The sequence below is a fragment of the Streptomyces kunmingensis genome (assembly GCF_039533535.1).
Lineage (GTDB): Bacteria > Actinomycetota > Actinomycetes > Streptomycetales > Streptomycetaceae > Streptomyces > Streptomyces kunmingensis.
The window spans coordinates 267,728-280,384 of sequence record NZ_BAAATS010000005.1 but is presented as its reverse complement, the minus strand read 5'-3'; the positions used below and the strand labels follow the sequence as shown (position 1 = coordinate 280,384).

The following is a 12,657-nucleotide window of genomic DNA, read 5'->3' as shown; positions in this document are numbered from 1 at the left end:
CGGCTCTACCGAGGCGCGGGCGGCGTTCCGTCGCCGAACGGACGCCCGCCGAGCTTCTCCCGGCCGTGCGGCGTCCGCCAGCCCGAGAGGTCGGGCCCCAGCGGCACGATCGCGGTCGGGTTGATGCCCGTGTGCACCTGGTAGTAATGCCGTTTGATGTGGTCGAAGTCGACGGTGTCACCGAACCCGGGCGTCTGGAACAGATCCCGCGCGTACGCCCACACCACCGGATCCTCGGTCAGTTTGTTGCGGTTGCACTTGAAATGGCCGTGATAGACGGCGTCGAAGCGGACCAGCGTCGTGAACAGCCGTACGTCCGCCTCCGTGATCGTGTCGCCGACGAGATAGCGCCGGCCGGCGAGGCGCTCCGAGACAGCGTCCAGGCGCCCGAACACATCTCGGTACGCGTCCTCGTACGCGCTCTGGTTCGTCGCGAACCCGGCCCGGTACACGCCGTTGTTCAGGTCCCGGTAGACGTCCTCCATCACCGTGTCGATCTCGTCGCGCAGCGGCTCCGGGTAGAGGTCGGGCGCGCCCTCCCGGTGCAGCGCCGTCCACTCGGTGCTCAGGTCGAGCGTGAGCTGCTGGTAGTCGTTGGTGACGAGCTTCCCGGACGGTACGTCGACGATCGCGGGCACGCTGACACCGCCCGGATAGTCCTTCTCGCGGGCGTCGTACGCCTCACTGAGATGGTGGATCCCGAGGACCGGGTCCCGGCCGTCCGGGTCGAGGGTGAAACGCCAGCTGCGGTCGTCCTGGATCGGGTCGGTGACCGCCAGGGGCAGGGCGTCCTCCAGGCCGAGCAGCCGCCGCACCACCAGGGCGCGGCTCGCCCACGGACAGGCCAGGCTCGCGACGAGCCGGTAACGGCCCGCCTCCACCGGCCAGCCGTCCCTGCCGTCGGCCGTGATCCGGTCCGCGAAATGACTGCGGGACCGTTTGAAGCCCTTCTTGCCGAGCGAGTCGTTGCCGTTCACGGGATGAACCTCCAGAGCCGGGTCCCTGCGCGGGCTTCGCTGACGAGCCTGCCCGGGAAACGCGCCGCGCACCACCTCGGCGCGGGCGGCTGCCGCAGGCCGCGCCGCCTACAGAGCCGGCGGAGTCCCGTCCGGCGCGCCGGTGCCCGGCCCGGACGACCTGACCCGGGGCGGCCACACCCCGGGTTCCAGTACGCCCAACGCGTAGGCGCGGGCGACCAGTTCGGTGCGGTTGGCCGCGCCCCACCGCTGCGACAGGCGGCGCAGGTGGTAGGTGACCCCGTCGGTCGTCAGGCCCGTCTCACGGGCCGCCCGTGCCGTCGTCGCGCCCGCGGCGAGCAGCGCGAGGATCCGCTCCTCGTTCGGATGCAGCGGCGCGGGTCCGGCCGCCGGGTGCGGTGCGGCCTCGCCCGTCACCCGCAGCATGACCAGCAGGTCGGGCAGCGCGTTCGGGGTCTCGCTCACCGGGTCGACCATCAGCTCCCCGCTGCGGCCGGTCCCGTCGGTGCCCCGCCAGGTCACCGCCACCGCGTAGCGCGAGCGGCGCCGCAGCTTGAGGGCCTCGACGATCCGGTCGACCTGCGTCCCGTCGCTCGGGGCGAACAGGTGCAGCAGCTCGCGGCCCTTGAGCCGGCCCGGCGTCGTGCCCCACTCGGCGGCGAGCGCGGCGTTCGCCAGACGCACGACCCCGTACGGATCGCAGACCGCGACCGGCATCGGTATGCGGTCGAAGAGGACCAGCGCGCGATTGCGCCACACCACCGCGTCCACCGTGCTTGCTCCTCCTTCTCCCGACCGCGTCCGGCCACGGGTCCGTGCCGATGGGGGATCCGCGCCGACGGAGGCCCGCGCCGATGCGGGTGCCGCGCCACCCACGAACCCGCTCCCGGCACAAGCCCGCCGTGCCGTTCCCTCACTACACAATCATGTAGTGCGGTGGCGCGGACGGGCGGGGGAGCGGGCGCAAGCTGGAGGCGCCGATCCCCCCACCCTCGAAAGGCAGTTGCCGCACCATGCCGCACCCCACGCAGCTCCCGCCGTCCCCCACCTACGGCGTGCCGCTCATCGACATCTCCGCCACCGGGCCGGGAGCGGCCCCGTTGCAGCAGGTCATGGGCCTGATGCGGGAGCACGGCCCGGCCCTGGTGCGCCGTCTGCACGGCCGCGACGCCCTGTTCGTCGCCGACCTGGACCTCGTCACCGAACTCGCCGACGAGACCCGCTTCGCCAAGCACATCGGGCCCGCCCTGGAGAACGTCCGCGCCTTCGCCGCCGACGGCCTGTTCACCGCCTACAACGACGAGCCGAACTGGGCCCGCGCCCACGACATCCTGATGCCCGCCTTCGCCCTCGGCTCGATGCGCGCCTACCACCCGGTGATGTACCGCGTCGCGCGCCGCCTCGTCGACACCTGGGACCGCGCCGCCCACGACGGCAGCCCCGTGGACGTGCCCGGCGACATGACCCGGATGACGCTCGACACCATCGGGCTCGCCGGGTTCGGCTATGACTTCGGGTCCTTCGAGGGCAGCGAACCGCACCCGTTCGTCGAGTCCATGGTGCGCTGCCTGGAGTGGAGCATGAAGCGCCTCGCCCGTACCCCGGGCGGCGACCACTCGGCGGCCGACGCCGCCTTCCGCACCGACGCCGACTACCTCGCCCAGGTCGTCGACGACGTCATCACAGCCCGGGTCCGCGGCGGCGAGCAGCACACCGACGACCTGCTCGGCCTGATGCTCACCGCCGAGCACCCGCAGGGCGGCACCCTGGACGCCGCCAACATCCGCAACCAGGTCATCACGTTCCTGATCGCCGGACACGAGACGACCTCCGGCGCGATGTCCTTCGCCCTGTACTACCTCGCCAAGAACCCGGCCGTCCTCGACCTCGTCCGCCGCGAGGTCGACGACCTCTGGGGCGACACCGCCGACCCCGAGCCGGACTTCGACGAGGTCGGCAGGCTCACCTACACCCGCCAGGTCCTCAACGAGGCGCTGCGCCTGTGGCCCACGGCGGCGGCGTTCAGCAGGGAGGCCCGCGAGGACACCCTGCTCGGCGGACGCGTCCCCGTCCGCGCCGGACAGGGCGTCACCGTGCTCGCCCCGATGCTGCACCGCCGGCCGGTCTGGGGCGACAACCCGGAGCGGTTCGACCCGAACCGGTTCACGCCCGACGCCGAGGCGGCCCGCTCCCCGCACGCCTTCAAGCCCTTCGGTACCGGCGAACGCGCCTGCATCGGGCGGCAGTTCGCGCTCCACGAGGCCACCATGCTGCTCGCGATGCTGGTGCACCGCTACCGGCTGCGCGACCACGCCGACTACCGGCTCACGGTGAAGGAGACCCTCACCATGAAGCCGGACGGATTCACCCTGACGCTCGCCCCGCGCACCCCGTCCGACCGGCGCCACCTCCCGCTGCCCGGGCACACCGCGGCCCCGGAACAGGTCCTCGACGTGGCCGGGTTGCCGGTACGGGTCAGGGCCGGGACCCGCGCCCTGTTCCTGCACGGCAGCAACTACGGCACCTGCCGGAGCCTCGCCGAACAGCTCGCCGACGAAGCATCCGCCCTCGGCTGCGCGACGGAGGTCGCCCCGCTCGACACCTACGCCGAAAAGCTGCCCACAGACCAGCCGGTGATCGTCGTCGCCGCCTCCTACAACGGTCAACCGGCCGACGACGCCCGGGAGTTCGTCGAGCAGCTCGACCGGGCCGCGGACGGCTCCCTCGACGGAGCGGTGTACGCCGTGCTCGGCGTCGGCGACCGGAACTGGGCCGCCACCTACCAGCACGTCCCCACCCGGATCGACAACCGCCTCGCCGCGCTCGGCGCCGAGCGGCTCTGCGAGCGCGCCGCCGCCGACGCCTCCGGTGACCTGACCGGCACCGTGCGCACCTTCACCACGGGCCTGCGCGCCGCGCTCCTGGAGCGGTACGGCGACCCCGGCGCCACCGACGCGGGACCCGCGCCCTCGGCGGCGTACGAGATCCGCGAGATCACCGGCGGCCCGCTGGACCTTGCCGCCGCCCGGCACGGGCTCGCCCCGCTGACCGTCACCGAGGCGTACGACCTCACGGCCGCGGAGCACCCGCGCGCCAAGCGGTTCCTGCGGCTCGCGCTGCCGGACGGGGGCACCTACCGGACCGGCGACCACCTCACGGTGCTGCCCGCGCACGAACCCGCCCTCGTCGACCGGGCCGTGCGCGCGCTCGGCCTCGACCCGGACACCGTGCTCGACATCCGCACCGACCGGCCCCGCCGCGACGCCATCGCCGTCGACCGGCCGCTGACGGTACGTGAACTCCTCGCCCGGCACGTCGAGTTGCAGCACCGGCCGACCCCCGAGCAGGTCGCCGTGCTCGCCGCGGCGAACCCCTGCCCGCCCGAGGCCGCCGCGCTCGAGGCGCTGCCCCAGGACGACCCCCGTACATTCGTCGAACTGGTCGAGGCCCACCCGGCTCTGCGTTCCGTCCTCACCTGGACGCAACTCCTCGACCTGCTGCCGCCGTTGAAGCCGCGCCACTACTCGGTCTCGTCGAGCCCCGCCGTGCTCCCCGGCCATGTGGACCTGATGGTGTCCGTCCTGGACGCGCCCGCCGCGTCCGGCGACGGCCGCTACCGGGGTACGGGCTCCACCCATCTGGCGGCCCTGCGGCCCGGCGACACCGTGCTCGGCCGCGTCCAGCCGTGCCGCGACGCCTTCCGGATCCGGCACGACGCGCCCGGGCCGGTCGTCATGATCGCGGCGGGCACGGGTCTCGCGCCGTTCCGTGGCGCGATCGCCGAGCGCTTCGACCGTACGGCGTCGGGCGCCCACCTCCCGCCCGGCCTCGTCTACTTCGGCTGCGACCACCCGGAGCGGGACCTGCTGCACGCCGACGAGCTGCGCGCCGCCGATGCCGCCGGGGCGATCTCCCTGCGCCCGGTCTTCAGTGACGCACCCGTCGACGGACACGCCTTCGTGCAGCACCGCATCGCCGCCGAGGGCGCCGAACTGTGGGAACTGCTCGACGCCGGCGCCCGGGTGTACGTGTGCGGGGACGGCGCCAGGATGGCTCCGGGGGTGCGCGCCGCGTTCCGCGACCTCTACCGCAAGCACGTCCCGGGCGCTGACGCAACCGCGGCCGAGCAGTGGCTCGCCGAACTCGTCGCCGACGGGCGCTATGTGGAGGACGTGTACGGCGGCTGACCCCACGCCCGCGGCCGGTTGCACCCGTTCGGCCCTTTCCCGCCGGGCTAGCGGGATCGCCGCAATGGACGCAGAATCAGATCTATGTCCCTTATGTCCGCGGGTGTGACGTGGCTCGGACTCGGCCTGACGCTCGGTACGGCCGGTCTGGTGACGTATGGGCTCGCGGCGCTGCCGTGCTCGGCGAGCGTGCGTCAGGAGGACGCCGAACTGGCCTGCCGTCCGGCCCGGCGGACGGCTCTCGGCCTCGGGGTGCTGGGACTGGTGGCGTTGATCGTGGGGACGGTGTACCTCGTCCTGCACGTCACGGACTTCCGCTGAGCGAGGGAGCGGACGTAGGGAACGGGGCCGCGTCGTCGACGCGGCCCCGTCACCCGTCTCTCAGTTGTCGCCGCCCCCGTAGGGACGGGTGATGACTTCCATGCCGTGGTTCACCGGATCCATGAAGTACACGCCACGACCGCCGTCGTGGTGGTTGATCTCACCCGGCTGCTTGCCGTGCGGATCCGCGTAGTACGTGATATCGGCGTCCTTGATGCGCTGAAAGATGCCGTCGAACTCGTCCTCGGTGACGAGGAAGGCGTAGTGCTGCGTCACGATGGACTCGGCGGGGATGGACGCGAAGTCCAGGGTCACGCCGTTGCTCAGGTCGAGTGCGACGAACGGGCCCCATTCGGCCCCGACCTCGAGTCCCAGGATGTGTGCGAGGAACTCGGCGGATTCCCGGTTGTCCCGGGCGTGCACGATGGTGTGGTTGAGCTGGACCGACACGATGGATTGCCTCCGATGGGCAACTCCGGCACCTCCATGCCTCACCCGGACGGTGACCGGCACGCGATGCTGCCGCGGATAGTAGGCACACCGCGGGCCGGTCCGCCAGTGCGCGTGGTGGGCCTGGGGTCAGTCCAGGACCAGTTCCGGGTTGTACATGTCCAGCCACAGGGCCAGGTCCAGGGTGCGCTCCAGGCCGCGGCGGGAGGACTGGGTGATCTGCGGTGTGTCGCGCTGTGCGGCGCGGGCCACGCGGTCGCGGTCGACCAGGTCGAAGACGCGGTGCGAGGGACGGGAGAGCAGGTCCTTCGCGTGGTCCTGGAGCGCGATCGCGTACTTCGGGTCCTGCGTCGAGGGGTAGGGGCTCTTGACCCGGTCGTACACCGACTGCGGCAGCACGTCCGCGGTCGCCTCGCGCAGCAGGCTCTTCTCGCGGCCGTCGAACGACTTGAGCGCCCAGGGCGTGTTGTACACGTACTCCACGAGCCGGTGGTCGCAGAACGGCACGCGCACCTCCAGGCCCACCGCCATGCTGGCCCGGTCCTTGCGGTCGAGCAGCACCCGTACGAACCGGGTCAGGTGGAGGTGGCAGATGCGCCGCATCCGGTACTCGAAATCGCTCTCCCCGTCGAGGCGCCGGATGCCGCGCACCGCGTTCGCGTAGCTGTCGGCGACATAACCCGCCAGGTCGAGACGCTTGCTCAGGTCGGGGCGGAGGACGTCGGCGTCGTCACCGAAGTGCCGGCCCATCTGCACCAGCCACGGGAACGTGTCGGCGTTGCGGGCGTCCTCGTCGAAGAACTGCAGGTATCCGCCGAACACCTCGTCCGCCGACTCGCCGGAGAGCGCGACCGTGGAGTGCTCGCGGATGGCGCGGAAGAGGAGGTACAGGGAGGCGTCCATGTCGCCGAAGCCCGCCGGGATGTCGCGCGCCCGGATCACCCGGGCCCGCACCTCCGGATCGGCCAGCGCGTGCGAGTCGAGCACGATGTCGCGGTGGTCGGTACCGGCCAGGCGCGCCACGTCGTGCACGAACGGGGTGTCGGGGGTGCCGCGCAGCTCGTCCGCGACGAAGTTCTCCGCCTGGCCGACGAAGTCGACAGCGAAGCTGCGGACGCTCTCGTCCCGCTCCGCCAGCTGCCGCGCCGCTATCGCCGTCATCGCGGACGAGTCGAGACCACCCGACAGCAGGGTGCAGCGCGGCACGTCCGAGACGAGCTGGCGGCGCACGATGTCGTCGAGCAGTTCCCGCACGGTGGCGATGGTCGTGTCCCGGTCGTCGGTGTGCGCGCGGGTCTCCAGCGTCCAGTACGCGCGGCTGCGCAGCCCGGAACGGTCGACGGTGACGACCGTGCCCGGCTCGACCTCGTGCATCCCGTCCCACACGGCATGCCCCGGAGTCTTCACGAACGTGAACAGTTCGCGGAAACCGTCCAGGGTGACGCGGGACTTGGCGAGCGGGTTGGCGAGGATCGCCTTGGGCTCGGAGCCGAACAGCACGCCGTCCGCCGTCCGGTAGAAGTAGAACGGCTTGATGCCCATCCGGTCGCGGATCATCAGCAGCTTGTCCACGCGGCCGTCCCACACGGCGAACGCGTACATGCCGTTGAGTCGCCCGGGCAGCTCCTCGCCCCATTCGAGGTAGCCGCGGAGCACCACCTCGGTGTCCGAGTCGGTCCTGAACTCATGGCCCAGGGCGACGAGTTCGGCGCGCAGTTCGGTGTAGTTGTACGTCTCTCCCGAGTAGACGAGAGCGATCGTGCCGCTCGGTGTCGTCGCCGTCATGGGCTGCCGGCCGCCGGGCAGATCGATGATGGCGAGCCTGCGGTGTCCGAGCGCCGCCGGACCCTCGATCCAGGTGCCGCGGTCGTCGGGGCCGCGGCACTCCATCGTCTGCGTCATCGCATGCAACGCGTCGGCCGAGGCCCGCAGGTCACGGTCGAAGGAGATCCAGCCGGTGATGCCACACATACGCTTCCTCCTGCTTCACGTTCCACCGTGGACAGCCGGACAGGGCCCCGCTGACCTGCTTGGGAGCAGGCGGGGTGGAGCCCGGGGCCGAGTCGGTTGTACACGGCATCTATATGTCGAGCGTGTGTCATGGCGGCGGGCCCGGTCAACGTCGCCGTAACGCGGCCGACCGGCCGACCCGGAGGGTTTCGGCCGCGCGCCGACCGCCGGGCCGCAATGATCCCCTTCGCAAATCCCTTGTCCGACGGGGGCGTTGACTTCAGTTGCCTCGGGCGACCAGTACGATCCGGCCAACGGCAAAGGTTTGATCAATCCTGCCGTCGCCGCTGTCCGACGCCGGTCCGGGTCCTGTCGGCCGTCTCGCTGCGGTACGTGTGCCCGAGTTCGGGGCCGAGGCCGAAGTAGTGGCGGAAGTTGTAGACGAGCGGGCTCCAGGCCACCGGGTCGATGTGGTCGGTGCCGGGTACGACGATGTCGGAGCTGGCGTGCACCTGGCGCACCGCGGCCTCGATGATGACGAAGTCCCCGCCCGCGTCGTGCCGTACGTCTACGGCCCGCGCCTCCAGTTGCAGCGGGCACTCGGCGATCCGCGGCGGGCGCACCGTGACGGACGGCTGTGGAGTCAGCCCCGCCGCCACGAACTTGTCCGGCTCGAAGCGGCAGCCGTGCGGCTTCGTGGCGGGCACCGGGTTGCGGCCGGTCAGCGGGGCCAGCCGTTCGACCGACTGCCACAGGCCCGGCCCCGGCAGGCCGACCACCAGGTCGGGACGCGCGGCCAGGTTCTGTGCGGTCTGTCCGTCGGCGCCGAGCCCCAGTACCAGGGTCTGGCCCAAGGCCCACGCCGAGGACATCGAGGCCCCCGACCTCACCGACAGGGCCCGCACGCCCGGTGCCACGTCCCGCACGAACAGTGGCCGCGCGCACTGCTCGCGTAGACGCCCTGCCGACGCTCGGTCACCCGTCCCCGCGCACCCGGAGGACGCGTGCTCACGGGCAGGCTGCCCCGCGAGCAGCTAGAACGACACCCGCACAGCTACGTGCTGGGCTCGGTCGCGGGCGGTCCCCGGCCTGCCGGAGACCGCCCGCGGCTGAGAGCCGGTGCCGCGCCTGTCAGGCGAGCGCCGCGTCCACGATCGCCTGTGCCTCGCTCTGTACCTGCGCGAGGTGCTCGGCCCCGCGGAACGACTCGGCGTAGATCTTGTACACGTCCTCGGTGCCGCTGGGCCGCGCCGCGAACCAGGCGTTCTCCGTGGTCACCTTGACGCCGCCGATCGCCGCCCCGTTGCCCGGAGCCTCGCTCAGCCGGGCGGTGATCGGCTCGCCGGCCAGGGTGTCCGCGGTGATCGCGTCCCCCGTCAGCTTCGACAGGCGCGCCTTCTGCTCCTTCGTCGCCTTGGCGTCGATCCGGGCGTACGCGGCGCCCGACGCCCCGTACTCCGCGGCGAGTTCGGCGTAGTACTCGGACGGCGTCTTCCCCGTCACCGCCGTGATCTCGGCGGCGAGGAGGGCCAGCAGGATGCCGTCCTTGTCGGTCGTCCAGACGCTGCCGTCCTTGCGGACGAAGCTCGCCCCGGCGCTCTCCTCGCCGCCGAACGCGACCGAGCCGTCCACCAGGCCGGGCACGAACCACTTGAACCCGACCGGCACTTCGACCAGCTCGCGGCCGAGGGAGGCGGCGACCCGGTCGATGACGGCGCTCGACACGAGTGTCTTGCCGACTGCCGCCGACGCCGACCACTGGGGCCGGTGCGAGAACAAGTAGTGGATGGCGACGGCCAGATAGTGGTTCGGGTTCATCAGACCGGCGTCCGGGGTGACGATGCCGTGCCGGTCGGCGTCCGCGTCGTTGCCCGTGAGGAGATCGTAGTCGTGGCGCCGCGCGAGCACCGACGCCATCGCGGGCGCCGACGACGGATCCATCCGGATCTTGCCGTCCCAGTCGAGCGTCATGAAGCGCCAGGTCGGGTCGACCGCCGGGTTCACCACGGTCAGGTTCAGCTCGTACATCTCGGCGATGCGCGACCAGTAGTCGACGCTCGCGCCGCCCAGCGGGTCGGCCCCGATCCGCACGCCCGCCTGCCGGATGGCGTCCACATCGATGATGTTCCGCAGGTCCTCGACGTAGGCCTCACGGAAGTCGTAGCGCTCGGCGGCCGGTGAATCGGCCGTGCGCGCCGCCCAACTCGGGTCCTCCAGAAGCTCGTTGGCGCGCTGTGCGATCCATGACGTGATCGTCGAGTCGGCGGGGCCGCCGTGCGGCGGGTTGTACTTGAAGCCGCCGTCGCGCGGCGGGTTGTGGCTCGGTGTGATGACGATGCCGTCGGCGCGGTCGTCCGGCCCCTCGCGGTTCCAGCGCAGGATCGCGTGGCTGAGCGCGGGCGTCGGTACGAAACCGTCGTGCGTGTCGGCCATGACGCGTACACCATGGGCCGCCAGCACACCGAGCGCTGTCTTGAGCGCGGGCGCGGAGAGGGCGTGCGTGTCCGGGCCGATGAACAGCGGACCCGTGATGCCCTCGGCCGTGCGGTGCTCGACGATGGCCTGCGTGATCGCCGCGATGTGCTTCTCGTTGAAGGCGCCGTCGAGGCTGGAGCCGCGATGGCCACTCGTGCCGAAGACGACGCGCTGCTCGGGGCGCGCGACGTCGGGCTCCCTCGTGTAATAAGCGTCGACCAGCTCGTCGAGGTCGACGAGATCGTCCGGCCTGGCGGGGGTTCCTGAGCGGTCAGTCATGCGGACAGTGTCCCACCTGCGTCTATGGGACGTCCGCGGACACCGCGCCCCGCCGGCCCTGTGCCATCTCGCGGTGGGTACTTCAGTCTTTCCCGCCCACCTCCTCGGCAGCCTCGGTGAGCGCGGCGAGGGCCGCGAGGACATGTGCCTCGGTGGTTTCCTTGTCGATGCCCGCCCCGGTGAGGAGCCCCGAGCCGTTCTCGTGCTCGAGGAGCGCGAGCAGGATGTGCTCGGTGCCGATGTAGTTGTGGCCGAGCCGCAGGGCCTCACGGAAGGTGAGCTCCAGGGACTTCTTGGCGCCCGCGTCGAACGGCACCAGGGCCGGCATGTCCTCGGTCGCGGGCGGCAGCGCCGCGGTCGCGGCCTGGCGCACGGTGTCGAGCAGGACGTCCTGCGCGAGGATCGCCTTGGCGGCGAGCGCGTCCGGCTCGTGCAGCAGACCGAGGATGAGATGGGCCGGGGTGATCTGGGCGCTGTTGGCGGCGCGGGCCTCGTTCTGCGACGCGACCACCACGTTGCGGGCGCGGACCGTGTACCGGCTGAAGCCCTGGCTCGGGTCGAGGTCGGCCTCGGCGGCCTTCGGGACGAACCGCTTCTGGGCCGCCTGCCGGGTCACCCCCATGCTCGCGCCGATCTCGGTCCAGGAGGCGCCGGAGCGGCGGGCCTGGTCGACGAAGTGCCCGATCAGATGGTCGGCGACGTCGCCGAGGTGGTCCGCCGCGATGACGGCGTCCTCGAGCTGTTCGAGCGGCTGGGCGTGGGCCTTCTTGATGCCTGCGATGAGGTCGTCGAGACGGATGGGCTGCGTCGTTCCGTGTGGAGTAGCCATGAGGCAACCTTAGGTTGACAGTAGGAGGGCGTCAACCTCGGGTTGACAGTCATTTTTGAGCCTCAGACCGTCGGCGGATTCAGCTGCCGGAACCCGTCCTGGATCCGGTACGGGTAGTACGGGTAGGGAACCTTGACCTCGCTCGCCGCGTCGAGCTTCGCGACCTGTTCGGGCGTCAGTTCCCAGCCGACGGCGCCCAGGTTCTGCTTCAACTGCTCCTCGTTGCGCGCCCCGATGAGCACCGAGGAGACGGTGGGCCGGCGCAGCAGCCAGTTGATCGCGATCTGCGGGACGGCCTTCCCGGTCTCCTCGGCGATCTCGTCGAGCGCGTCGACGACGCGGTAGAGGTGCTCGTCCTCGATGGGCGGTCCGAACTGCGCGGTCCGGTGCAGTCGGCTGTTCTCCGGCAGCGGCTGCCCGCGCCGGATCTTGCCTGTGAGCCGCCCCCAGCCCAGCGGGCTCCACACGACGGCGCCCACGCCCTGGTCGACGCCGAGCGGCATCAGTTCCCACTCGTAGTCGCGGCCGACGAGCGAGTAGTACACCTGGTGCGCGGCGAACCGCGGCCGGCCGTGCTTCTCCGACTCGGCGAGCCCCTTCATCAGCTGCCAGCCCGAGTAGTTGGAGACGCCGGTGTAGCGGATCTTGCCCGCCCCGACCAGGTCGTCGAGCGTCGACAGGACCTCCTCCATCGGCGTGCTCGCGTCGTAGGCGTGCAGTTGGAACAGGTCGATGTGGTCGGTGTCGAGGCGGCGCAGCGCCGCCTCGACCGACCTGATCAGGCGCGAGCGCGAAACTCCGGCGTCGTACGGTCCCTCGCCGGTCGGCAGTGCCGCCTTGGTGGAGATCAGGGCCTGGTCGCGGCGGCCCTTGAGCGCCGCGCCCAGTACTTCCTCGGACGCCCCGTCCGAGTAGACGTCGGCGGTGTCGAACATGGTGACGCCCGCGTCGAGGCTCAGGTCGACCATGCGCCGGGCCTCGTCGATCCCGGCGCTGCCCCAGGCGGAGAAGAGGGGGCCCTGCCCTCCGAAGGTCCCGGCTCCGAAGCTGAGCGCGGGAACCTTCAGGCCCGAGGCCCCGAGTTGGCGGTACTCCATGACGGTCTCCCTCGTAAACGGTTCAGTAGTCCCGTTAGTTCGTGAGGTGACTGTAGCAGGAGAACGGCGCCTAAAGGAACCGAGGTTCCTTT

At 71.4% G+C, this 12,657-nt stretch carries 10 protein-coding genes; 2 read left to right on the top strand and 8 right to left on the bottom strand.

The features are described from left to right. Positions 1–5: 5 nt before the first annotated feature. Together ABD366_RS06530 and ABD366_RS06525 are read right to left on the bottom strand one after the other, a co-directional pair. Positions 6–977 carry a glutathione S-transferase family protein gene (locus ABD366_RS06530; protein ID WP_324774521.1) on the bottom strand — a complete coding sequence of 324 codons (972 nt, stop codon included), beginning with the start codon at positions 975–977 and terminating at the stop codon, positions 6–8. 108 nt (positions 978–1,085) lie between these two features. Further along, positions 1,086–1,748, bottom strand: coding sequence for a PAS domain-containing protein (locus tag ABD366_RS06525; protein ID WP_324774519.1), 663 nt, complete (start codon positions 1,746–1,748; stop codon positions 1,086–1,088). 242 nt (positions 1,749–1,990) lie between these two features. Between ABD366_RS06525 and ABD366_RS06520 the strand changes: the two genes are divergently transcribed. Beyond that, positions 1,991–5,164 carry a bifunctional cytochrome P450/NADPH--P450 reductase gene (locus ABD366_RS06520; protein WP_324774517.1) on the top strand — a complete coding sequence of 1,058 codons (3,174 nt, stop codon included), beginning with the start codon at positions 1,991–1,993 and terminating at the stop codon, positions 5,162–5,164. An 84-nt stretch (positions 5,165–5,248) separates the two neighbouring features. Continuing rightward, on the top strand, positions 5,249–5,485 hold the full coding sequence (locus ABD366_RS06515; RefSeq protein ID WP_324774515.1) for a hypothetical protein: 237 nt from the start codon (positions 5,249–5,251) through the stop codon (positions 5,483–5,485). Positions 5,486–5,545: 60 nt separating this feature from the next. Here the strand turns inward: ABD366_RS06515 and ABD366_RS06510 are convergent, their stop codons facing one another. The 6 genes from ABD366_RS06510 to ABD366_RS06485 all read right to left on the bottom strand — a co-directional run bounded on the left by ABD366_RS06510 (position 5,546) and on the right by ABD366_RS06485 (position 12,565). Then, positions 5,546–5,935: a VOC family protein gene (locus tag ABD366_RS06510; RefSeq protein WP_324774513.1), complete on the bottom strand. Its 390-nt coding sequence runs from the start codon at positions 5,933–5,935 to the stop codon at positions 5,546–5,548. 129 nt (positions 5,936–6,064) lie between these two features. Further along, positions 6,065–7,906 carry an asparagine synthase (glutamine-hydrolyzing) gene (gene asnB, locus ABD366_RS06505; RefSeq protein WP_324774511.1) on the bottom strand — a complete coding sequence of 614 codons (1,842 nt, stop codon included), beginning with the start codon at positions 7,904–7,906 and terminating at the stop codon, positions 6,065–6,067. Between the two features lie 308 nt (positions 7,907–8,214). Continuing rightward, positions 8,215–8,757 (bottom strand): flavin reductase family protein, encoded by a 543-nt coding sequence (locus ABD366_RS06500; RefSeq protein WP_324774509.1) that lies wholly within the window; start codon positions 8,755–8,757, stop codon positions 8,215–8,217. 259 nt (positions 8,758–9,016) lie between these two features. Next, positions 9,017–10,639: a phosphoglucomutase (alpha-D-glucose-1,6-bisphosphate-dependent) gene (gene pgm, locus ABD366_RS06495; RefSeq protein WP_324774507.1), complete on the bottom strand. Its 1,623-nt coding sequence runs from the start codon at positions 10,637–10,639 to the stop codon at positions 9,017–9,019. Positions 10,640–10,721: 82 nt separating this feature from the next. Then, a complete protein-coding gene (locus tag ABD366_RS06490; protein WP_324774505.1) occupies positions 10,722–11,468 on the bottom strand; it encodes a Clp protease N-terminal domain-containing protein in 747 nt (248 codons plus the stop codon). A gap of 62 nt (positions 11,469–11,530) precedes the next feature. Next, entirely contained in the window at positions 11,531–12,565 is a 1,035-nt protein-coding gene (locus ABD366_RS06485; protein ID WP_324774503.1) for an aldo/keto reductase, read from the bottom strand. Positions 12,566–12,657: the final 92 nt, after the last annotated feature.

What these genes read in the sequence shown, in the direction of transcription:
- ABD366_RS06485 (WP_324774503.1), bottom strand. Translation starts at nt 12,565, where the DNA reads ATGGAGTACCGCCAACTCGGGGCCTCGGGCCTGAAGGTTCCCGCGCTC.
- ABD366_RS06490 (WP_324774505.1), bottom strand. Translation starts at nt 11,468, where the DNA reads ATGGCTACTCCACACGGAACGACGCAGCCCATCCGTCTCGACGACCTC.
- ABD366_RS06500 (WP_324774509.1), bottom strand. Translation starts at nt 8,757, where the DNA reads ATGTCCTCGGCGTGGGCCTTGGGCCAGACCCTGGTACTGGGGCTCGGC.
- ABD366_RS06520 (WP_324774517.1), top strand. Translation starts at nt 1,991, where the DNA reads ATGCCGCACCCCACGCAGCTCCCGCCGTCCCCCACCTACGGCGTGCCG.
- ABD366_RS06515 (WP_324774515.1), top strand. Translation starts at nt 5,249, where the DNA reads ATGTCCCTTATGTCCGCGGGTGTGACGTGGCTCGGACTCGGCCTGACG.
- pgm (WP_324774507.1), bottom strand. Translation starts at nt 10,639, where the DNA reads ATGACTGACCGCTCAGGAACCCCCGCCAGGCCGGACGATCTCGTCGAC.
- asnB (WP_324774511.1), bottom strand. Translation starts at nt 7,906, where the DNA reads ATGTGTGGCATCACCGGCTGGATCTCCTTCGACCGTGACCTGCGGGCC.